This is a genomic window from Ignavibacteriales bacterium, from assembly GCA_020635255.1.
Taxonomy (GTDB): domain Bacteria; phylum Bacteroidota; class Ignavibacteria; order Tepidaquicellales; family Tepidaquicellaceae; genus JAEYVS01.
This window is the reverse complement of record JACKAC010000002.1, coordinates 508,535-530,367: the sequence shown is the minus strand read 5'-3', so window position 1 is coordinate 530,367 and position 21,833 is coordinate 508,535. Positions and strand designations below refer to the sequence as shown.

At 41.1% G+C, this 21,833-nt stretch carries 22 protein-coding genes; all 22 read right to left on the bottom strand.

The window, feature by feature from the left end:
* Positions 1-2: 2 nt before the first annotated feature.
* The 22 genes from H6614_10260 to H6614_10155 are packed head-to-tail and all read right to left on the bottom strand — an operon-like array spanning position 3 to position 21,826.
* Positions 3-1,208, bottom strand: coding sequence for a hypothetical protein (locus tag H6614_10260; GenBank protein MCB9244048.1), 1,206 nt, complete (start codon positions 1,206-1,208; stop codon positions 3-5).
* Complete coding sequence (locus H6614_10255; GenBank protein MCB9244047.1) at positions 1,192-2,247, bottom strand: NAD-dependent epimerase/dehydratase family protein; 1,056 nt, start codon at positions 2,245-2,247, stop codon at positions 1,192-1,194. Before H6614_10255 ends, H6614_10260 begins: the two co-directional genes overlap by 17 nt.
* Before the next feature lie 19 nt (positions 2,248-2,266).
* Positions 2,267-3,232 carry a phytanoyl-CoA dioxygenase family protein gene (locus H6614_10250; GenBank protein ID MCB9244046.1) on the bottom strand — a complete coding sequence of 322 codons (966 nt, stop codon included), beginning with the start codon at positions 3,230-3,232 and terminating at the stop codon, positions 2,267-2,269.
* Positions 3,233-3,235: 3 nt separating this feature from the next.
* Positions 3,236-4,813: a hypothetical protein gene (locus H6614_10245; protein MCB9244045.1), complete on the bottom strand. Its 1,578-nt coding sequence runs from the start codon at positions 4,811-4,813 to the stop codon at positions 3,236-3,238.
* A gap of 17 nt (positions 4,814-4,830) precedes the next feature.
* On the bottom strand, positions 4,831-6,141 hold the full coding sequence (locus H6614_10240; protein ID MCB9244044.1) for an ABC transporter ATP-binding protein: 1,311 nt from the start codon (positions 6,139-6,141) through the stop codon (positions 4,831-4,833).
* Positions 6,142-6,153: 12 nt separating this feature from the next.
* Positions 6,154-6,999, bottom strand: coding sequence for an ABC transporter permease (locus H6614_10235; GenBank protein MCB9244043.1), 846 nt, complete (start codon positions 6,997-6,999; stop codon positions 6,154-6,156).
* Positions 7,000-7,965: a glycosyltransferase gene (locus H6614_10230; GenBank protein ID MCB9244042.1), complete on the bottom strand. Its 966-nt coding sequence runs from the start codon at positions 7,963-7,965 to the stop codon at positions 7,000-7,002. It abuts the gene before it with no gap.
* 5 nt (positions 7,966-7,970) lie between these two features.
* The gene (locus tag H6614_10225) at positions 7,971-8,903 is read right to left on the bottom strand and encodes a hypothetical protein (GenBank protein ID MCB9244041.1); all 933 of its coding nucleotides are present in this window, start codon (positions 8,901-8,903) and stop codon (positions 7,971-7,973) included.
* The gene (locus H6614_10220; GenBank protein ID MCB9244040.1) at positions 8,896-9,561 is read right to left on the bottom strand and encodes an acetyltransferase; all 666 of its coding nucleotides are present in this window, start codon (positions 9,559-9,561) and stop codon (positions 8,896-8,898) included. The genes H6614_10225 and H6614_10220 overlap by 8 nt, the downstream gene beginning before the upstream one ends.
* A complete protein-coding gene (locus H6614_10215) occupies positions 9,562-10,206 on the bottom strand; it encodes a class I SAM-dependent methyltransferase (protein MCB9244039.1) in 645 nt (214 codons plus the stop codon).
* Positions 10,191-11,063: a glycosyltransferase family 2 protein gene (locus tag H6614_10210; protein ID MCB9244038.1), complete on the bottom strand. Its 873-nt coding sequence runs from the start codon at positions 11,061-11,063 to the stop codon at positions 10,191-10,193. Before H6614_10210 ends, H6614_10215 begins: the two co-directional genes overlap by 16 nt.
* A complete protein-coding gene (locus H6614_10205; GenBank protein ID MCB9244037.1) occupies positions 11,060-11,614 on the bottom strand; it encodes a GNAT family N-acetyltransferase in 555 nt (184 codons plus the stop codon). Before H6614_10205 ends, H6614_10210 begins: the two co-directional genes overlap by 4 nt.
* Entirely contained in the window at positions 11,611-12,567 is a 957-nt protein-coding gene (locus H6614_10200; protein MCB9244036.1) for a hypothetical protein, read from the bottom strand. The genes H6614_10205 and H6614_10200 overlap by 4 nt, the downstream gene beginning before the upstream one ends.
* Complete coding sequence (locus H6614_10195; protein MCB9244035.1) at positions 12,564-13,268, bottom strand: WbqC family protein; 705 nt, start codon at positions 13,266-13,268, stop codon at positions 12,564-12,566. Before H6614_10195 ends, H6614_10200 begins: the two co-directional genes overlap by 4 nt.
* Before the next feature lie 13 nt (positions 13,269-13,281).
* Positions 13,282-14,508 carry a DegT/DnrJ/EryC1/StrS family aminotransferase gene (locus tag H6614_10190; protein MCB9244034.1) on the bottom strand — a complete coding sequence of 409 codons (1,227 nt, stop codon included), beginning with the start codon at positions 14,506-14,508 and terminating at the stop codon, positions 13,282-13,284.
* 16 nt (positions 14,509-14,524) lie between these two features.
* Positions 14,525-15,793 (bottom strand): ABC transporter ATP-binding protein, encoded by a 1,269-nt coding sequence (locus tag H6614_10185; GenBank protein MCB9244033.1) that lies wholly within the window; start codon positions 15,791-15,793, stop codon positions 14,525-14,527.
* The gene (locus tag H6614_10180; protein ID MCB9244032.1) at positions 15,793-16,617 is read right to left on the bottom strand and encodes an ABC transporter permease; all 825 of its coding nucleotides are present in this window, start codon (positions 16,615-16,617) and stop codon (positions 15,793-15,795) included. Before H6614_10180 ends, H6614_10185 begins: the two co-directional genes overlap by 1 nt.
* Positions 16,614-18,035 carry a CDP-glycerol glycerophosphotransferase family protein gene (locus H6614_10175; protein MCB9244031.1) on the bottom strand — a complete coding sequence of 474 codons (1,422 nt, stop codon included), beginning with the start codon at positions 18,033-18,035 and terminating at the stop codon, positions 16,614-16,616. The genes H6614_10180 and H6614_10175 overlap by 4 nt, the downstream gene beginning before the upstream one ends.
* Before the next feature lie 3 nt (positions 18,036-18,038).
* The gene (locus H6614_10170) at positions 18,039-18,737 is read right to left on the bottom strand and encodes an acylneuraminate cytidylyltransferase family protein (GenBank protein ID MCB9244030.1); all 699 of its coding nucleotides are present in this window, start codon (positions 18,735-18,737) and stop codon (positions 18,039-18,041) included.
* Positions 18,734-19,687 carry a hydroxyacid dehydrogenase gene (locus H6614_10165; protein ID MCB9244029.1) on the bottom strand — a complete coding sequence of 318 codons (954 nt, stop codon included), beginning with the start codon at positions 19,685-19,687 and terminating at the stop codon, positions 18,734-18,736. The genes H6614_10170 and H6614_10165 overlap by 4 nt, the downstream gene beginning before the upstream one ends.
* A complete protein-coding gene (gene neuC, locus H6614_10160) occupies positions 19,684-20,844 on the bottom strand; it encodes a UDP-N-acetylglucosamine 2-epimerase (hydrolyzing) (GenBank protein MCB9244028.1) in 1,161 nt (386 codons plus the stop codon). The genes H6614_10165 and neuC overlap by 4 nt, the downstream gene beginning before the upstream one ends.
* A complete protein-coding gene (locus tag H6614_10155) occupies positions 20,837-21,826 on the bottom strand; it encodes an N-acetylneuraminate synthase family protein (GenBank protein MCB9244027.1) in 990 nt (329 codons plus the stop codon). Before H6614_10155 ends, neuC begins: the two co-directional genes overlap by 8 nt.
* Positions 21,827-21,833: the final 7 nt, after the last annotated feature.

The window sequence follows — 21,833 nt, the reverse complement described above, 5'->3', positions numbered from 1 at the left end:
ATCTAGTTAACCTCAGCATAATTTACCTTATCACCCCATTTTAGATCCGAAACTTTATCCACTATAGCTTTAAACTTGTTTTCGATCCGGGTTACACTAAACAACCCTGCAGCTTTAAGTGAATTCTTCCTTCGGGAAATAACCTTTCCATCTCCGCTGAGTAGAAAGTTCAGCTTCTCACGCAAGACAGCATCAGAACGATCTGAGACTACAGTCCCGCATTGATTCTTCTCAAAAAATCTTGCAAGAAAATAATCTTCCGGACAATGTACGAGAATTGGCACTCCTGAAGCCAGGTACTCAGGGGTTTTTGTAGGAAATATAGTAGCTAATTCGTCTCTGTGAATGTGTGATTCATCCGGCCAATCCAATGCCAATACTAGGATCCCGTATTTTTTCAAAGTTTCCAAATACTCATCTCTTTTAGAAAAAAATCCGGTCTCAATATTTTCAGTATTCAATCCGGCGGTTTCAAAATAAGACCGGTTATGACCGCTTGCTATAAAAAATTTGAGTCCGTCACTCCTTAACGCATCCGCAACCCTTCTAACCGAATTCTTATTTATAGCATACACATCACCACCCCAAAAAGCTTCCTTATTTAGCTCTCCGCTTGCTATTTCTTTCGGAATATCCTCCAGATATGTATGCTCCAGGGCTGTCGAGTCTATACTGTATTTATTTTTATAAAGCTCCCGCATTCCCTCGCTCATTACCATTAAGGCAGACGCTTCCTCAAATACCTGGTCCTGCAAAATTGATGATTCCTTGCTTATTTTACCTCCTGCTGATGATTCAGCTATGGTATCATGTAGATAAGCAACAAACGGTATTCCTAACGTACGTGCCGCATCCCTGGCTATCTTGAGGAAAAAGTAATCGGGAAATACACCTACTATCACAGAAGGTTTTTCCTTTTCCGCGAACTTTATCAGTTTTTTTGTAGCCGAGGAAACCTGCATCTTACTCAATAACAGGTTAAGCCTGGATGAAAAATAATATGATTTGAATATCCGGTGAACATTAATGTCGAATGACTCTACCTTCGCAGCAATATCAGCCTTAGTTGAAAATACATCAAAACTTGCCGGGTTAAAGCAGGATAAGAGGTTTCTGTTTATAATACTACTGCCTGCCGGAACGGGAGGAAAGGCAGCCGTCACATAAAAAACTTTCCCATTTTCGCAAAGATTAACTTCTTTGGTCACTCTCCCACGCCTTTACTATTTGTTCGAATATTTCCTGTAAACTTATTGTTATATCCCACTCCGGGTAATGTTCTTTCATCTTTGAAAGATCCGATATATAACATATATGATCGCCTTCTCTGTTCTTTTCCACATATTCATAGTTCATTTTCTTACCGGTTATCGCCTCAGTAATTGAAAACGCCTCTAATATAGAACAAGAATTATCCCTGCCACCGCCCAGGTTATATACCTCCCCGCTCCTCGGATTCTTGAAAAACTCATCAATGAATCTTGTAACGTCGTATGAATGTATGTTATCCCGTACCTGTTTCCCCTTGTAGCCGAACACCTTATATGTTCCCCCTGTTACGTTCACTTTTACCAGGTAGCTCAAAAACCCGTGAAGTTCCACACCCGAATGATTGGGTCCGGTAAGACAGCCGCCTCGCAGACAGCATGTTTGCATCCCAAAATACCGTCCGTACTCCTGAACCATGACATCACCAGCCACTTTTGACGCCCCGAATATAGAATGCTTTGATTGATCTATCCTGAAATCTTCCTTTATACCATCGTAATATTTCGCATCCACATAGTCCCATCTTGTCTCCAGCTCTATAAGTGGTATTTCGTTAGGAGCATCTCCATATACTTTATTTGTTGACATGTGCGCGAACGGTGAATCGGGAACGTACTTTCTAACCGCCTCTAGCATGTTTATTGTACCCACGGCATTTACATCGAAATCATCAAGAGGTCTGGATGCTGCGAGGTCATGGCTGGGCTGGGCTGCGGTGTGCGCTATCGCATCAGGCTTAATATCTTCAACAACCTTAAAAACGAGGTCTCGATCCCGTATGTCAACTTCCTTATGCTCGAAATTATTGTATTTTTCTTCCAATCTTTTCTGGTTCCATCTGGTATCACCCTGCGGACCAAAAAAATCCGCTCTCATATTATTGTCTAATCCAAAGACTTTCCATCCGTTTTCACAGAAATAGCTTACTACTTCGGAGCCGATCAATCCATTGGCTCCCGTTACAAGAAGTTTTTTCAAAATAAATTAATTTTAATAATTAAAATGATAATGCGAATTTTTGTTTTTCCAATAGTGAAGAAACATCGGAAGGTTTTTCATATGGCGTTACGTTTTCACAAAACGACGATGGCGTTGTATAAACCCAATTGCCCAATATTCTGTCTGTTGTCTTGCAATGTCCGCCCCTATGGAGACCGTATGTATCGCAGAATATCAATGTACCGGCTTTTGCCGTGCATACTTTGATCTGCTCGTTTTTGAATTTCTCTTCAAGGTCTTTCGTCTCCGGATAGGATCCTCCATACACATGCTTTAATATAGTCTCCCCGGGCCACAAATCCCCGTACGTTCCTTTCAAATGCGAATCAGGGACATATGTAAATGGTCCTGCATTCTCATCGATGTCATTAAAATACAGAAATACCTTAACAAGCTCGGTGTCCTCACCGTCTCTATGCCAGTTTTGAGAATGTGTAGGGGCTTCATCGCCAACTGCAATATTGTACCAGAGGTCTATCATCCTGAGCTTAGGATACCTTCCGAGGTAACCTGCGACCGTATCTAGCATTTTTTGATCAAGCCCAAACTGCAGGAATGGATCTTCGAATTTGATTGTTTCATTCTTTCTGTCGACGTTGTATTTCCTGTATAGATATTTCTTTGCATAATGGTCAGCGGCAAACCCTTCCGTCGATTCTTTATTCTTGAATCTCTTTACGTATTCGGATACTTCCCCGCTTTCAACAAACTTCCTTGTTTCTTCGGATAACCTTTCCCACCATTTCCCGTCGGGAAAAAGTTCGTTCAGGGATACTATTGAAATCCCGAATTTGTTTAGATCCTCCACTACCTTTTGCTGGGCAGTATCGAGTACAGGAGGGATTTCCTCATAAAGTTTGTGCCCTTTATTCTCGTCAATATGATCCCTGTACCACTGTTTCATTTTATGGTGCTTTGAAACCACAAAACTTGCCAGCTGTGATTTATATTTTCCAATACCCATCTCTTATGACTTTACTTTATAAAGAATGAAATTTTTTGATTCAAAAATTTGATCTGTTAGATCGTAAAACATTTCCTTGTTTAATATTACCGACTCCAAATACTCTTTTAGATGATTGTGTGTAGAAAAAATATACTTTACATCATACTCCCTGACAAGTTTTTCGAGATCAGGACTTGGTGTATGCATATTATAGTATATCGATGTAAATTTTTCGAGAGGTATTTTCCTCATATCGACGTTAGATCCATAAAATAGTAGCGGAAATTGCGTTTTATAAAGAACTTCCCATTCATTATGAATTGGAAGTACAATTCCCTTTTCTTGGCTCTTCAAAAATTCAAATATCCTGTTATCTTCAAAATATGAATCATTTTTTTCTTTGGTTAACACTATGAATATCCTCACATGTATTATATAAACCAATATCGAGTAGATCAAAAACCCAATGATAATATAATCTAAACCGGAGTTTAATAAAAAATATAAACTTAAGATTATTGATGACGGTAATCCATACTCGAGGTATCTCTCTCCCTGTCCCAAAAATCTAACATAACTGATTGAGGTAATAAAGAAACAAATTACAGAGCCCCAAAACCATGTCCACAGAAATATACTTAACGGTGACTGAAGGTCGATCTTATCGAAAATGAAAAAAAGCAATATTACCTGGGGAAAGGCAATGATTAGAAAGTATAAAAAATATCTTTCACCAAATAACCAGCTGGCAAAATCCAATACTTTTCCTTTAAATAATGAAATTGTGTTCCTGCGGAGTCTCGACAAAAAGACCTTAAGCTCGAGCCAATCGGTCGCTAAACCTTTCATAGAGCCCTTCGCTTTTGCAAACCTCAAATAAAATTCATTATATCTAACCTGCCCAGAAGTTACCCTTAAAACTCTGCCTCCGCTAAGGATCGTTATTAATATATACGACAGCATAATTACAACTGCGTAATGCCACGTTAAAAAGATACTGAAAATGATCCCGAAAAAGACTAAAACCTGCACACCAAACTTTGCCGATATAAATAGTAAAGACGCGGACAAAATGCTTACTATTAGCCCTGCCCATTCGCCGGTCGAATAATAGTAAAAAAAAGAAGTAATATGTATAATGTATAAAGTCTGCCCAAACACCCTTGGGGTGCCCCTATAAGCCCTGGGACCCCTGCTTATCATAAGAAGCGGCGGAGCAATCGCATAAACTCCGGCCGCCAATAACGCAAACCCAGGAAATTTATTACCTAAATAAGAATCCGAGATCCATCCCGAAAATAAATAAACTACAAGGACACTTACTGTATCGAATAATGCCGAACTCATTCTTTCAAATACAGCTCTCTGCCCCTGTGTAAATACCGACAAAATTAAATGATACAAATATGGGTAAGTATGTGTATGATTCAATGTAACTCCCGGTATTTTATCCGGGATGCGAAACTTGTTTTCTCTTATCGCACGTGAGATATGAAAATGACCGTATGTATCTCCGCTATATGCATATTTTATCCGAAATCTGGGAAGAACTCTGACGATAAATGTAACTAACAGAATTGGAATTATTAGTAGTCCCATCAAAAAGAAAACCGCAGTTAGAAATTCTTAACTTTAACTTCTTTGGAAAACTCCCACTGAGTGATTGTATTTACTTCTGCAACTACTTTGCCCCACCTGTAATATGTACCGTCTGACTCCCGCATCGACCCTACACTGAAACTAAGGATATTATTTAAGCGGTCAAACGGATGACCTTCTCTATCGACAAGGGAAAATGTTATAAAATACCTTCCCGGAAGGAAATTTTGATCTATCCTGACACTGATCTTATGAATCCCTTTTGAAAGACTGAAGAGCCGGTTCGATTGGTCATTCGAGGAGGAAAAGGATAGCTTTTCATTATTTACCGAACTCATCAAAATTACAATGATTGCATCTTCTATATCCGTTAATGCCTCGATCTCGATATCAACATACGCTTCCTGGTGATAAGAAAAATAATCTACCGCATTGTTGTTCCTGTCTCTAAGGATAAATTTCCTGAAATATACCTGGTTCTTATTCCTGCTTATTCTGGGATAGTCAGCAGGTATTACACCTCCATCAAATACATCCGCAGACCCCGTAAGATACTCATTTACTACTTCGCTGGTTTCTCCTTCCTTCTTTACACGTCCGCCTTCGAGTAAGATTGCTCTTGTACAAAGATTCTTTATCGCTGACATATTATGCGATACGAATAGTATAGTCCTTCCCTCAGAAGTAATACTTTCCATTTTACCAAGGCATTTCTTTTGAAATTCCGCATCTCCGACAGCAAGGACCTCGTCAACGATCAGTATCTCCGGTTCAAGGTGAGCGGCAACAGCAAATGCTAATCGAACCTTCATCCCGCTTGAATATCTCTTAACCGGAGTATCTATAAACTTGTTTACACCTGAAAAGGAAACTATTTCGTCGAACTTTGAGTCAACTTCTTTCTTGGTCATTCCTAGAATAGTACCGTTTAGATAAATATTTTCTCTGCCTGTTAATTCTGGATTAAAACCGGTACCAACCTCTAAGAGACTTGCTACTCTTCCGAAAATTTCTACTTTACCGCTGGTTGGCTCAGTAATGTTAGATATCACCTTTAGCAGTGTACTTTTACCGGCACCATTTTTACCTATTATCCCCAGGACCTCCCCGTGTTTTATCGTATCAGAAACATCCCTCAAAGCCCATATTATGTCATCACTCCGGTCATCTTCTTTAATATTGCTTAGGTTTCGTAACTTCCGAAAGTTGCTAAGTGGAGCTTTTATACCGCTCATCAGGGTCGCCAAAAAAGTGTCGTTTTCCCTTACGTTTTGACCGATCCTGTATGCTTTACTTATACCTGTTATTTTTACTGCTATATCGGACATGTGATTATTAAATTATGCAACATCCGCAAATATCCTTTCCGTTTTGCGGAAATATACCACTCCTGAGAAAAAGATGATCAGCGCGCTGATCGTTCCCATCCCTATCAGTTCCCATGGCATATCATTAGAGCCGAGCAAAGCTGACCGGAATCCCTCGATCACACCTACCATCGGATAGAGTCCGTACAGCAGGTATAGGATCTTACCTTTTGAAAGTACCAGGGATGCAGGAAAAACAACTGGGGCTACAAATAATAGCAACTGGGTCAGCAAAGGCATAGCAAATCTTATATCTCTGTATTGTATTGCCAGAGCTGAAAACCACATCCCTATTCCGCTTGCTGTTAATATCATGAGCAGGATAAGAACAGGAAGGAATACAATATTTGCGTTCGGATAAGTATTATAAAATATCATTAAAACTATGAGTACAACGAATGAAATAAAAAAATCAACCAGTTTCGATAGAACCGGTGTCAATGGTATAAATATCCGGGGGAAATATACTTTCGTAAATATAGAGGAGCTTTGTATCAGGCTGTTAGATGACGCCGCCAGAGATTGTGAAAAATAATTCCAGGGAATGATCCCAACGTAATTAAATAAAGGATAAGCCACCCCCTCACTCGGTACCGAAACCAATTTCCCGAATATAAAACTGAATATCACCATCTGTATTACCGGGTTTATTATAGCCCATAGAAATCCAAGTATGGTTTGCTTATAAAGAACAGTAACATCTCTTTTTACCAGAAAATATAGAAGGTCTTTGTATCTAACAAACTCTTTAAATGAAATGAGTTTAAAACCCCTTTGTTTTTCAATTGTATAGTGCGGTACTTTTCCCGTTTGTTCCATTTAGCTTGGCTTTAATGCTTTTGAAAAATTAGCCATGTACAGCCTCACCAGCACATACCAGCGTAAACGCTTTACCCATTCATAGTCCTTTTTTCCAAAACTTACTCCTCTAAAAAAACTGGTCATACTTTTGTATGCATATTTAAAGATCCCGGGAATATCTCTCTTTGAAAGTGATATACCTGAATATTGAAAATAATATCTGCTAAGATAGTTACTAAGAAATTTCCTGTCTATCGTGTAATCGCTTTTAGCAAGTCTTTCAGCAAATAGCATCCGGTTTTTTACCTGTACACTATACCCCAATTTCCCTGTAATACTGCTATGATTAACCCTGTAATGCGCCATCTCTTTATCTATATAGTATGATTTTCCCTTCAGCGAAGCCATTATCCATAAAGCAAAATCACCGAGATCCAGCCCTTCCAGCCATTTTCTTCTATCAAAAAAATCAATACCCTCTCTCCGGATTAAGATTGATGACATAAAGGGTACCGTCATCTGGCACGCTTCGTAAAATCCGGTAACTGCATGCTTCTTGCTGAAATCCTTCTTAAACTTTACCCCCTCTGTCAATTGTGCCTCACAATCATGATGACACAATACAAATTCGGGATTATTTTCTAAAAATCTAACCTGCTCACTGAGCTTATCGTCATTAGTCCAGTAGTCATCACCATCGAGAAATGCTAAATACTTTCCTCTGCACAGCTGTAGCGTCGCTTCAAAATTCGACCGCCCTATCATTCCCTTACCTCTCTCCGGCATCAGGTTTAGTATGACCTTACCAGGATAATCATTCTTATACTTATTTAGCAGCTCCCTTGTACCATCCGTAGAAAAATCATCCCCGACAACTACCTCTACAGGAAAATCTGTTATCTGCGATAACGCACTGTCAATCGCCTTTCCGATAAAGTCTCTTTGATTATAAGTCGTAATATGAACGCTTACAAGTGGCTCCATAATTTCTACAACACATTTGAAACTGCATAACCAAGCCCGCTCTTCCCAAATCCGTTCCCGTTATAGAACATATATCTCGTATTATCCTTTCTCACTACATATGGATAAGCTGTCATATCTGAATCCCATCCCTCATCACTGCGCTCTATTCCGGCTTCATCATCTTTCCGTATCCAGTGTATACCGTCATTACTCTCCGCATAGCCTATCCTGTACGAACTGTCCTTATTCGTTCTGTAATCGACACTTCTTCTGTAGCTGTACCACATCTTATATATACCATCCTCCTTCAAAACGCTCGGGCTTGATATTCCTCCCTCGTCCTCATTAAGCTCAATAACTCCCTTAACGCTTGGTGCCCACTGTTTTCCGTCCTGCGATTCAGCATACTTTATATTATACACCGGCTCCTTTAAACCACTCACCTCCACCCACTTTACGCAATGCAAATACCACATTTTGAATACCCCGTCATCTAGCATTACGAATGACGTCCCGGTGAACTCTCCCTTACCCACCACCTTGATCAATGGCTCATCTCCGTACTTACTGAACGTAACACCGCCATCCTCGCTGACAGCCAATCCCATAGAATTCAAATACGGGTACTCCTCCGCACGGTGCCACCCCGTATAGTATAGATATTTCTTTCCATCGTGACCGATGACGCATGACGGCATCACCCCATCATCGTCGAATGAACCCCTCTCCCCCAATGGTAAAATTGGTTCAGGATTTTCAAAAAGTATTTTACCGGGATCATTCACATCCGTTTCTATGTAACTCGTATGGCTCTTATTCCCTGCATCGCGCGACGAATAATATATCCGCAACCTGTCTCTCATGATATCAGCAACAGGCTCCTGTGCATGTGACTTATTCCACCAACGATTTCCTTTAGCTGAATATATCAGACCTTTTTTCTCCCACTTAATCAAACGTTCCTATCTCGAAACTTGGTTTTGGATGCTTAACTGCTGGGTTCCCGACATACACGCTCCATGGCTCCGTATCTTTCAAAACACAAGCCCCCATACCTATCAATGTACCCTCACCGATTGTCACCCTGTCCCTTATCGTCGAGTTCACTCCAAAAAACGACGACTCACCCACATCACAATGACCCGACAAAACCACATGAGATGTAAAAAACACGTCATCACCGATCCTGCTGTGATGTCCGATGTGATTTCCGCTCCACATCACTACGTTGTTTCCGATGCTGGTAAATGGCTGGATGGTGTTATCTTCCAGTATAAAGCAATTCTCACCTACGTTATCCGAAAACACCGTTGCCTTGGAGCTGATATAACTAATACAATCGTACCCCTTTTCCTTTATAGCTCTATACACGTCTTTTCGCATCCTATTCATTCCTCTTGGTGACAAGGGTGCAAAGAAACTATACTCTGACGCCGGGTACTTTTGCTCTATAGTTTCAAAAGCTTCAACAGTAAGCCCCTCGAACGTCCTTTCCTCCGGCAGGTAGCTTTCGGTTACACAAAATGCTGCCGGCTCATGTTCCGAGTCATGCTCAAGGTAATATTTCGCCAGCTGAGCGAAGTCTCTTACTCCGAATATTATTACTTTAGCCATTTATTTATAAATGTAAACTGTGTATTCGTAAAGACCGTAATCATTCCTGATTGTAAAATTCCGGCTTATTTCTTCCTTCAAAAAGCTTCCCAGCTCATCAAAGGACAGATGAAAAAGATCCTCTCTTTCCCAATCAACGTGCTTCGACATTACATTAAATGCAATTCCCTTTTTTGCTTTCTCAAATACTGCTCTGATCAACTTCTTAAAATAATCCAGCATGTCATTATAACTCAGTTCCCTTTTCTCTGTGAATACACCGTTCATAACTATATAATCAAATTCAGGAACATTTTCTGGATTTTCTAGAATATCCACTTCAAGAAAATTCAGAGAAGGAAACTTTTTCCTGCACAGTTCGATGAATTTCCGGGATATATCGAGCCCCGAATATTCTATGCCTGTTAACCCAAAATTACTTATATACTCATATAAATGGGCAGCTCCGCATCCAAAATCAAGCAATGAAACTTTCTCCCCGGGATCCCTAATTACTTCCACCATTACCCTGTATCGGGTTTCTGCATCTTTTTCATTAGGCCAATCAACGCCCAAATGAGAATCCCCAAACTTCTCAAGGCAGTCTTCATAATGTTTTATAATGAGTGTATATACCTTATTGTCTTCTGTCACAAAGCTCCCCATTCCGGTTCTACTTCCTCCAGCTTAATATTTTCATCCTCCAGCTTATTGGATGCCCAACTTACTAAATTAGGGATTTCTCCCGGAGTTCTGTGTTGTATTGTTGCGCTTAATAACGCATAAGTAAGATGTTTCTTCCACGCATAGCTCATATCTGCAAAATGGTAATGAAGCCTTACAAGCGGAATTTCAACTTCCTTCCCCTCATATCCTATAAACTGCACATTAGTATAATCCATGTAATCCGACGGCCAAAAAACTTCTGAAAGGAATTTCTCCAATCTATTGCGTTTCTTGCTAAAAGTACCGTATTTAAGTTGTCTCTTAATTATTCCCACAAACCCTCTTTTCCTGAGCCACCTTATAAAATTCATCGGGAAAAGAAAGTGCCTCTCGAAATATTTTACATTGGGTCCCCATCTTATCAAAAAAGGAGTTCTATCCCTGGTCCTTCCGTACCATTCCGGTTTATCGACTCTGTATCTCTTATTATCACCCCATAATGTGATTTCTCTAAAATGATACCGCCCCACCTCTTTGTTATCCAATAATTTATCACGCTGCTCTGCAAATCTCTTGTCTAGTACGTCATCCGAATCAACTCCAATTATCCATTCCGGGTTAATATCCGTTACCACTTTTAAAATTTTCTTTAAATCCCGGAATGTTTTCCATTCTTCATACGGAGGATTTCTGAATATTTTGATTACTTTAGGAAAGGATCTTACTATATCATAGGTACCGTCAGTTGAACCGTCCTCGACAACTATAATACCGTCGCACGATTCCGATAACCTCTCCAAACATTTACCGATCACCTTTTCATCATTCTTTGTAAATACGTATCCTAAAAGCTTCATCTCTCTAAGGTAGTTTCATGCCTGCTGTTTGAATCCGTATTCCAATCCTTTTTTAAAACTGACATAAGTACAAAATCCATAAATTCCCCGTTCTTATATACCGCTTCTCTCAAGATACCCTCTTCTTTGAAATTTAGCTTTTTATAAAGCTTAATTGCTCTTTCATTATTTGCGAGCACATAAAGGTAAATCCTATTTAAATTCAGATCATTAAATCCATGTTCGACTATCTTACGGGCTACATCCTCGCCGATTGCCTGTGACCAGTAATCTTTTTCTCCTATGAAGATTGAAAATTCAGCGCTTCTGTTAATATTATGAATACCTGTAAGGTACACATTCCCAATGTGTCTGTTTGCTTCTGAGTCTTCAATTGCAAGGCGGACAGCTTTATCTCTATTCTTCAAATAATTTTCATACCATGCACTATCTACAGGTTCTGATGTAAATGAATAATTAGCTCCCAAATAATCTACCAGATCTTTATCATTTCTCCATAAATTTATTCTGCTTATATCTTCTTTTCGGATTTCACGTAATTTTATTTTCATAATACCTCTTTCAGTTTTCTTGATACATATTGAATATCATCCGCGCCGTAACGCTGGTCCAAAGGAAGAGGGATCAAACATTGAGAGAAGTTTTTCTCAAATTCGAATCCCTCGCCATCCCTGCTTGTTACTTCCTCCCAGAAAGTTGGAATGAATATTCCCTGTCTGTGAAAAACAGATTTATCTATTTTTTCAGGTGTCAAAAAAGGATAACAGTAAGGAACTGCTTTGTTATCCCACTCTGCCTGGAAATAGTTGATTCCTCCAAGGAGGTTTTGATACAGTTCGTAGTTCTCTCTCCTTTTCATTGCTGTGTTATCATAATCAACATTGCTCAAAATTGTATCGGAAAGCTCTGATATGAGTTTGATTTCGTTCGTTAGGCTGTCTTCGTATTCCCTATATTGCCTGTATGCAGTTTCTGTATTTCCGATCATCCGGTTAATTAAATAATCAGTGGAAATTCCTTTGTTTACTTCGAGATCATTCACAGCCGGAAAAGTATGGTATAAATATGCTCCATCTGGCACCCCGAAAAACTTTCTCGCTGAATTAAATGAGTTTATTCCGTTCTTATCCATCTCAAAAAAGGCCTGTGTATTATCAAGTATAAGCTTATCGCCGTATTTGCTGTGTAATCCCCCAATATAAGAGTTCATCAAACCGAAATAATTAACATAAATGATCATACTTTCATCGTCTAATGTTATATCGTCTGCTATTTCCAGCCTGTCATTTAGTCCGTAAAACTCGTAAGGAATTTGATTCTCTTCGATAGGAGAAAGCACCGAATCACAACAATAAAACGGAGCGTATAGTTTATTTACATTACTGTTTTTTATTATTAGGTTCAGACATGCACGACCCGTATTCAAACATAATGCGCTGTTTCCATGATAAGAGTTATTTCCCTTCGTTACTTCAAATCCTATAAAACCTCCAATCTCTCTCATACTAATTCAAACTCATTTAATAATTCTTTGATCTTTTCCTTGGGATTATACATCATAACATCTATTATAGAAAGGTCGGGAACAAATGTTTTGTTTAATTGATTATACTCTATAGGCTTTGACTTCAGAAAATAGAGGTTAATATTATGTTTTAAGAAAGTCCCCTTATTATATAAAACCTCTCCACCGATCGGATTTATATAATCTGATGCACCCTCCTTGTAACAAATATCCAAAACTCTTTCTGTACCCTTCAATTCGCTGTTTTCATATTTTGCTGAAGACTCTATCATATCTGTTTCAATGTCCAGATACCGGCAGGTTTCCTTAATACTTTGGAAAGCTATATGCGAAATATATTCACTTTCCTCCGAAAAAACCGCTTCGAGTATGGCAATGCATTTTGAATAATATGGCGCCTTATTGTAATTCAGATTTAAAGTTTTGAAGAATTTCTTTTTCCAGACAGCATATAATCTCTCGTTAGTCATTGTCTTGTTAATTGGCCTGAATGAGCTGATGTCGCTTACAGGAATCGAAAATAGAAACGGTTTCCCATGAGAAAGGACATTATTTCTGTTTATCCATCCCTTTTTGATAAATGATACGTCATCATAATTAACGAATTTATCCACAGTATTGACAAGCTGAAAATAAGCCAGGTACGGGAATAAATATGGCTGCATAATTGCGAGCTTCATCTTATCTCAATGTTCATTTATCGGCAAATGGGACTTTAAATCTTTTTTGCTCTTCACCAAGCTCCTTAAGTTTAACAGCGATCTCATCTTTATTTGATATAACATGCCTTATAACTTCACAAATTGTTTTTATATCATCTGAAGTTACCGATACTCCCGTTGGTAAGCTAACGACTTTTTTCGATTTGGCTTCCGTCACCGGCAAAAGATATCCTGCGTGTGGGTAGTATGACCTGTATGGCTCCATTTTATGACACCCCGGATAAAAATATCTCCTGGCAAGTACGTTCTCGGCATGAAGTATCGACACTACCTCATCTCTGGAGATACCCAGAGCCGTTTCATCTACTTCAATGATTATGTATTGATAGTTACACCCCTCACTCTCATCATATTCCTGGAGAGTAATACCCTTCAAATCTTTTAGTTCACTTCTGTAAAGCTCGTAGTTCTTCTTATTATTAGCAATAAAGTCGCCTATGTTATCCAATGATGTAAGTCCCATTGCCGCGCATACTTCCGACATCTTACCGTTAGTCCCAATGTAAATAACATTATCATGTCCGGCAAATCCAAAGTTGGTCATTAGTTTGATCTTTTTCGCAAGCTCATCGTTGTTCGTAGCTATTGCGCCTCCCTCAAATGTGTTCATAAACTTTGTCGCGTGAAAGCTGAATGTTTCAGCTTCACCGAAATTTCCGATCATCGTGCCATTCCTGCTGACCGAAAATGCATGGGAAGCATCATATATTACTTTTAAATTTCTTTTTTTGGCAATTTCTTCGATAGCCTCTGTATTGCAGGGACGCCCCCATGTATGAACCCCTATTATACCTGTTGTTCTGGGAGTTATCATATCTTCTATCAGGTCAGGCTGAATGTTAAAAGTATGCGCGTCTATATCAACAAATACAGGTGTGATTTCCTGCCATTGAAGTGCATGCGCTGTGGCAACAAAGGTGAACGACGGAACAATGACTTCTCCCTTTAATTCTAGAGCCCTTATCGCCACTTCCAGTGCTATCGTACCGTTGCTTACAGTTATGCAATTTTTAACCTTAAGGTAGTCGGACAGCCTCTTCTCAAATTCTGAAACCATTGGTCCGTGATTTGTCAGCCAGCCCGAATCCAGAATGTTATTTATTCTTTCAAGAAGTTTCTCCCGGTTGCCTACGTTGGGCCTGCCGACATGCATCTGCTTTTCAAATCTCGGCTTCCCCCCAAAAATAGCTAATTCCATTTCCTATTGATAAATATTATTTAAAATTATTGTCCACTTCCCCGAGACTAAAATCCAACTTCGGTCGCACTGCCCCGACCCATTTACCGTACCACCCTTCGACACGTTCACCGTCCAGCACCTCAAAGCTCAATATATCTTTCTGCTTGTAAACCGCGTATGACCTGTCCTTTATCACCATTATCTCGATCGAATAAACATTGCTGTTGAGCAGGTTTGCCGGAATACGGCAAATGCCTTTATACACACCCTTGCCTATATGCTTCACCTCCGACGCCGTATTAAATACACACTCGCCCGACAGCGTCCATAAAATAAAGCTTAGATTTATCTCCCCCTCGTCAAGATTATTCCTGAAAACAAACTCTATCTCCGCCGGATCGTCCGTTGTTATCACTGACTCATCCGCGCTGTCCGGCTTCACCCTCACCGAAATTATCTTCACCGCATCGTTCCCCGGCGCATCCGCTTCCTCCCACCTCCTCTCAAATACCGATACCTCCGCCGACGCCAGATAATTATTGATCACCTTACCTGGTTCACCTATGTCGGCTATCCTGCCCTTATCCACCCATATCACCTTATCGCATATCTGCTTCACCGCCGTCATGTTATGACTCACGAACAACACCGTGCGCGATGTCCCTGCCTCCTCCTCCATCTTGCCTAGGCACTTCCTCTGAAACGCTGCGTCACCCACTGCCAGCACCTCGTCTATCAGCATTATATCCGTGTCCAGATGCGCCGCCACCGAAAACGCCAGCCGCAAATACATCCCCGAAGAGTACCGCTTAACTGGGGTATCGAGAAATTTCTCCACCTCAGAAAACGCTACTATCTCGTCGAACTTCCTATTAATCTCCTTCCTAGTCATCCCAAGTATCGCGCCGTTCAGATATATATTTTCACGGCCGGTCAGTTCTGGGTGAAAGCCCGTCCCTATTTCAAGCAGGCTCGCCGTCCTTCCTCTCAGCTCTATCGTTCCGGTGGTCGGCTCCGTGATCCTGCTTAGCAGTTTCAAAAGTGTGGTCTTACCCGAACCGTTCCTACCGATTATTCCAATCCGCTCACCCCGTTCCACGCTAAACGTAACATCCTTCAGCGCCCAGAACTCTTCCCTCCCGGGAAACGCGCCGTTATCGCCCTTAAATATCTTCTTGCCCGCGCTCGATACAGATTCCGATATCACGTCCCTCAGCGCGATGTAGCTTCCCCGCGCTTGCGCCTTGTGAGAGATCAAGTAACTCTTTCCAAGGTTCTGTATGTCGATAATCTTCTCGCTCACTAAATTATATCCGCAAAGACCTTTTCTGTTTTTCTAAAATACATCAATCCCGTTATCAGTAATAATACCGATATGCCCACCGAAATAATGAATCCCGGCAGGTATATGTCGAATTTCTCTCCCAGCAATGTCCATCTGAACCCGTCTATCGCACCTACCAGTGGATTAAGGGAATACAGTATCCGCCATTCATCGGGCATCAAGCTGCTGCTGAAACCAACCGGCGAGATAAGTAAACCCAGTTGCAATATGAAGGGCACAATGTAACGGAAATCCCTGAAGCGCACATTAAATGCCGAGAACCATAATCCCGCGCCAAGCGCAGGTATAAATGCCAGAAGTATGAACACCGGTAATAATATAATTTCCCATCCGGGATAAAGATCGTACCACACCATCAACATCAAAAGCAGTACGAAAGAAATAATAAAATCTATGAAGCTGACAATAATCGAGCTGATCGGGAGTAGTAATCTCGGAAAGTAAACTTTTGTTATAAGGTTTGAATTCGATATCAGACTCAGACTGCTTTCAGAAAGAGAACTCGAAAAGAAGTACCACGGCAGTAAGCCTGCGAGAACAAGCAGTGGATACGGAATACCTGCCTGCGGGAGCTTGGCGATCTTACCAAAGACGATAGAAAAGATAATTATTGTCAGAACCGGCTTTACGACACTCCATAAAATCCCAATGGCAGTTTGTTTATACCTTACAAGTATGTCTCTCCAGCTCAGAAAATACAGAAGCTCCCTGTACCTCCAGAGATCTTTAAAATAATTACCGGTGCTTTTACCCGCTTTTATAAATATGTAATCATTCGTCATGAACCAGCGGTTTCCGATATTTGTTTAAATGCCATCGCTATCCTGTATGTTGATTTCCCATCAATCTTCCCGCATTCTTTTTCCAGGGCTGTCTCCCGTTCTTTTTTATTGGTCTCAGGGTGTTCGAGATACTTAATTATCGCTTTCTTCAACTCTTCGTAATGATATACCACCTTTAGACCCCTAGTATTAATTATCTTTCTCATGTGATTATAGTTTCTCAACCTTCTAACCGAATTATGATCCCTTATATTGGCATCTCCATCGAACAAGGTCAGTATCACCGGCTTTTCATGTATTAACCCCTCTATCGAGATCGTTGAACCGGAATTCAATAAAATAGTACAGCCCGATATCAAGTTTGCCAGTTTCTCAAGATCTTCCTCATTCATGTTCCACGGCAGGTTACTCTTCTCGATGATCGGATAATCAATACCAACTCTTGAACTTTTAATCTTTTCCAGTCTTGGAAGCCATGATTCATCCGACATCTCTCCCTGCACGTTTTGGGGATGGGGTCTGATTATCAATTGCATATCCTCTCCAAAAATATCTCTGCTAACCAGGTCTGAGAGTCTCTCGACAACATCTATTTCTCTAGGCGAAAAATACGGTGAGCTCATTCCAAAAAATAAATACGGCTTCTTTGGATCTAAACCAAGTGATGTAATATACTTTTTCCTTTTCTCCGGATTGACAAGCTCCCTGCTCTTATCAAAATGCGGGACTCCCGTAGTAAAGATATTGGAGCTGTCAGCATTATAATATTCTTTCAGCTCTTCCGACATTATATCTCCCCAAGATATAAAATAATCAGGTATTGCAGGAAATCTTCCCTTGCATGTAATATTGTCCCAACTCAACAGCTGAGTTACCGTGGCGATACCGGCTTTTTGTGAAACCCTGATGCCCGAGCCTTCCAGGTAATTTACCGGGTAGGTCGAGACCACTATCCGCGGGTTTATCTCTTTTATAAGTTTTTTTAGTTTTTTATTACTCAATATGAATCCTTCAAAAAACTCAAACATTCCTCTCAAAAATTTCAATTTAGTCATTATGAAGTTTACTCCCGCGTAAATGTAGGGTTTAACTTTTCTCCATGGATTATATCCGTGATATTCTTCGATACTCTTGATATGTTTCGCCATCAGGGCCGGATTGTTCCTTACGTCTTCATAAAGATATTTTCTGAAATTAAGGTACTCATTTGACCAGAAAGTATTTTTTATATCGGCGTAATATACTTTTATCCCAAGCGTCTCTTCATATTTTCTAAATGCTCCGTCATCTTTTCCGGGAAGTATCAGCGCAATATTCTTTAAACCGGCATTCTTTAACTCACAGATCAGATTTGTGTGAAGTATCATCCTTGCAGAAAAACCTAGCGAGATTATGTAACAGATATCACAACGCTCCATATGCTAAACTCTCCGGGAATTCAAAAATTCGGAGAGAAGAAAATCGAACTCATCATTAATATCAACCGACCTCTCTCTCGGCATTATATACCCTCTGCAGTCATCCCCAATTATCCTGCCTGCGTCTATGACTCTTTTTTTCGATGCATAAACTGAGCAGTTCCTTACGTATATCTCCGGCAACTTACCCTCTTCCATTCTTCCTTTCTCTTCTTCTAAATACGGTAATAGTTTATCACCGTCCATGATCTTCATTTTCAGAGGATTGATATCATGTGCAAGCTTTACCACGCTTACTGCCGAATCAGCTCCGGAATCTAACAGCAGGCTTATTGTGCCGTCAATGTCCTCAGGGCTTGTAAATGGCGAGCTCGGCTGAAGTATCACAACCACATCGAACTCTTCTCCATTTCCTTTAAAAAATTCACGCACGTGGTTTACATACTCTATTGCGGGAGAGTCGTCTCTCGATATTTCTTCCGGTCTTTTTAAAAAGAAAAGATTCTCGTTGTCATGATCCTTTGCAAATGCTAATACATCTTCCGAATCCGAACTGACGGCTACTCTGTCCAGTTTTTTTGAAGCTAAAGCGGAATCTATCGTTCTTGCTATAAGAGGTTTTCCTCCCAATAAACGAGTGTTCTTTCCCGGCAATCTTTTTGAGCCTCCGCGTGCCGGGATTATGCCGAGTATCTTCGTCAAAAAATACTCTCCATTTTTTCAACTAATTTCTCTGCTATGAACATTTCCGTCTTTGCAAATGATTCATACGTATTTCCGCCTATATGAGGCAGAATTAAAAGATTCCTATTTTCTGATGCGAACTTTATTAAAGGATTATCCTTTGTAAAACCTTTCTCATCCTTTATAACATCGACAGCTGCGCCTTTTATCCTTCCCTCAGTGAGGGCATCCAAAAGCGCACTCTCGTTTATCACACCACCCCTCGAAGTATTTATCAAAAAAGCATCTTTTTTGAAATAGCTGAACATCTCCTCATCGAATATGTCCTCCGTTTCCTTTGTGTAGCTCAGATGAATGCTCACTATATCCGACAATTCGACCAGTTCCTTTAGCGAAGCCATCCTTTTTATATCTTCCGGGAAGTCTTCTCTTATGTCATAACCAATGACATCCGCACCGAACGCCTTAAAATAACCCGCTGTGATCTTTCCCAATCTTCCCATACCCGCTATACCCACAGTCTTTTCGTATATTTCATTTCCTCTGAATATATCCCTGTCCCATTCCCCTTTCATTACCGAGCTGTATGCCGGGATCGCGTTCCGCATCAAAGCTATCGCCATTCCTACCGTTAGCTCAGCCGTCGCTCTTATCTCTTTTAAAAACTCGGATTCTCCCCGCAGTGAAATTATTTCAATACCTTTGCTTTTGCAAAATTCTTCGTCGATATGGTCTGTACCGGTCACAGGACTGACTATTATCCTGCACCTTGCGTTCTCACCAAATGCTTTCTCGTCTATCCTGAAACCCAGACGCATCCATAGTACGTCATACTTTGCAAGGTGATCCCTTAGTTCGCTCTCCCTCACAGGTTTAAGAGTAACTTCCGCAAATTGCCTCAAATGATTTACAGCCTCTTCGCTGAAATCTTCAGGTTCTGCAATTAAGATCTTTGGGGTGAAGTTCAATAAGAAATGATTTTGTCTATGGTAAGCGGAGCTGAGGCAAGCAGGTCTGCGATCTTCTCGCCTGCCTTTCCGTCTCCGTATATTGTGTCTCTCTCATAGTGACCTGCGCTCATCTGCTTCTCAATGGCACTCTTTATAAGTTCGGAATCGTAATCTACGTCTAACACGTTCCTTCCTCTTTCACGTCCTCTCTGCCGGGAGCCGATGTTCACCACCGGTACGCCCAGGAATGAGGACTCTCTTATCCCAACACTGGAGTTTCCCACCAGGCACTTGCTGTTCTTTAGCATCTTTAAAAAGTCCATCGGTTCCATGCTCTTAAAGAAATGTATCTTCGTGCCGGGGTTCTTTTCCCTGAATGCCCTTATTCCCTTTGATGTGCCATCCGCTCCAGCGTCCACATTAGGCCAGAACCAGAACACGGGGATGTCGAGATCTTTTACAGCATTAAGTGTCTCGTTTACGTGTGCCCGCGACATGCCGTATTCGGTCGTAACCGGGTGCTGCATGGCAACTATGTATCCATTTGAAATATCCGTAACATTACCTACCCCGCCATATTTTTTGAAAGGATCAAAATCCAGTGCGGAGTTAATTGCGACTTCGTTTGCAATATCTATCGATGGGCAGCCGGTTATAAAAACCCTTTCGGCATTCTCACCCATTGCAATGACCCTGTCGTAAGATCTCTGCGTTGACACAAAATGTATATCGGAGAGTTTTGTAACTGCGTGCCGAACGCGTTCGTCAATATTGCCTGTAACTTCTCCGCCCTGTACATGCGCGACGGGTATATTCATATACGACGCCGCGATTGCCGTCGCTATCGTCTCAAATCTGTCGGCTACAGTTACCACTATGTCCGGTCTTAGATTATCGAATGCCGTCGTTATTTCCAGTAATCCTAAGCCTGTTGTCTTTGCCATGGAAGTGAGATTTTCTCCCTCCAGCACCATGTAAACTTTTGACGCGATGTCAAATCCATCCTTTTCTATGTAATCGACCGCGTTACCATATCTATCAAGCAATGCCGATGCTCCTACAACCAGTTGAAGTTCGAGTTCAGGATGGTCTTTGATAGCCTGCAGTGCCGTCTTTATCCTTGAATAACTCGGGCGGGCTGAGACTACTACGCTTATTTTTCTTTTTTTACTCAATGTCCGACAGCAATATTAACTCGTCCTTTTTTATATCCCGTACTGCCTTTTTTTCAGTGAGTGAGCCTGCCTTATCCGGTGATAGTCCCGTACCCGGCTTTTTAAATGCAAGCATATCTTCGCTTATTACCGTCCCCTTTGCTATATCATCCCTTGCCACTATGCTCTTATTGAATAGCTTTCTCATATCAGTCAGCTCTTCAGCCATAGCATCCTTATCGACGGGATTTTCCTGTACCGTTCGAATGTAGTTCGCCCCGTCGTACAGCATTTTTAACTCTTCCATAGTGAGCGACACCGGCACGTCCGGTCCAAACATCTCTCTAGAAAACGTTACGTGTACCTCTATAGCATCTGCTCCCATTGCCGCCGCTGCTAAACCGGTATAGACACTCCCCGTATGGTCCGACAGCCCTGCTTTCACACCGTATCGCTCCCTGTACACATCCATCATATTTAGCCCGACTTTTTCCGGCGGTGTCGGGTAAAGCGACGTACACTGCATGACTGTTAGCTCCTTGCTATCCTTGCTGAGCAGTTCCACTGCCCTATCTATCTCCGCCATCGGGCTCATCCCGGTGGAAAGAAAAATCTTTTGCCCAGTAGATGCCACTTTCTCAAATAGTGGTAAATTGCTTACTTCTCCGGAAGCTATTTTCCATGCATCAGTGCTAATCCCGATCAAAAGGTCGACTGCCTCAATTGAGAATGGGGAGCTTATAAAGATAAGATCTTTTTCATTCGCATGCTCTTTTAGCTCGCGCCACTGGTCCTGAGTAAATTCCATCCGCCTCCAATAGTCATAACGTGACTTATCTTGCTTGCTGAATTGCACGCGCCAGGGCTCAGCCGGTGTGCTCTCTGCAGAGGCAATGTGTGTCTGGAATTTCACTGCGTCGGCTTTTCCGGCTACTGCGTCGATATAGGCGTGCGCCATGCCGAGGCTGCCATCGTGAGCCTGGGCTATTTCTGCTATGATCAATACCGGG

Excerpts from the sequence above, each read along its gene's own strand:
- H6614_10250 (MCB9244046.1), bottom strand. The coding sequence starts at position 3,232 with ATGGGTATTGGAAAATATAAATCACAGCTGGCAAGTTTTGTGGTTTCA.
- H6614_10245 (MCB9244045.1), bottom strand. The coding sequence starts at position 4,813 with ATGGGACTACTAATAATTCCAATTCTGTTAGTTACATTTATCGTCAGA.
- H6614_10240 (MCB9244044.1), bottom strand. The coding sequence starts at position 6,141 with ATGTCCGATATAGCAGTAAAAATAACAGGTATAAGTAAAGCATACAGG.
- H6614_10235 (MCB9244043.1), bottom strand. The coding sequence starts at position 6,999 with ATGGAACAAACGGGAAAAGTACCGCACTATACAATTGAAAAACAAAGG.
- H6614_10230 (MCB9244042.1), bottom strand. The coding sequence starts at position 7,965 with ATGGAGCCACTTGTAAGCGTTCATATTACGACTTATAATCAAAGAGAC.
- H6614_10220 (MCB9244040.1), bottom strand. The coding sequence starts at position 9,561 with ATGGCTAAAGTAATAATATTCGGAGTAAGAGACTTCGCTCAGCTGGCG.
- H6614_10215 (MCB9244039.1), bottom strand. The coding sequence starts at position 10,206 with ATGGGGAGCTTTGTGACAGAAGACAATAAGGTATATACACTCATTATA.
- H6614_10210 (MCB9244038.1), bottom strand. The coding sequence starts at position 11,063 with ATGAAGCTTTTAGGATACGTATTTACAAAGAATGATGAAAAGGTGATC.
- H6614_10205 (MCB9244037.1), bottom strand. The coding sequence starts at position 11,614 with ATGAAAATAAAATTACGTGAAATCCGAAAAGAAGATATAAGCAGAATA.
- H6614_10200 (MCB9244036.1), bottom strand. The coding sequence starts at position 12,567 with ATGAGAGAGATTGGAGGTTTTATAGGATTTGAAGTAACGAAGGGAAAT.
- H6614_10195 (MCB9244035.1), bottom strand. The coding sequence starts at position 13,268 with ATGAAGCTCGCAATTATGCAGCCATATTTATTCCCGTACCTGGCTTAT.
- H6614_10190 (MCB9244034.1), bottom strand. The coding sequence starts at position 14,508 with ATGGAATTAGCTATTTTTGGGGGGAAGCCGAGATTTGAAAAGCAGATG.
- H6614_10180 (MCB9244032.1), bottom strand. The coding sequence starts at position 16,617 with ATGACGAATGATTACATATTTATAAAAGCGGGTAAAAGCACCGGTAAT.
- H6614_10175 (MCB9244031.1), bottom strand. The coding sequence starts at position 18,035 with ATGGAGCGTTGTGATATCTGTTACATAATCTCGCTAGGTTTTTCTGCA.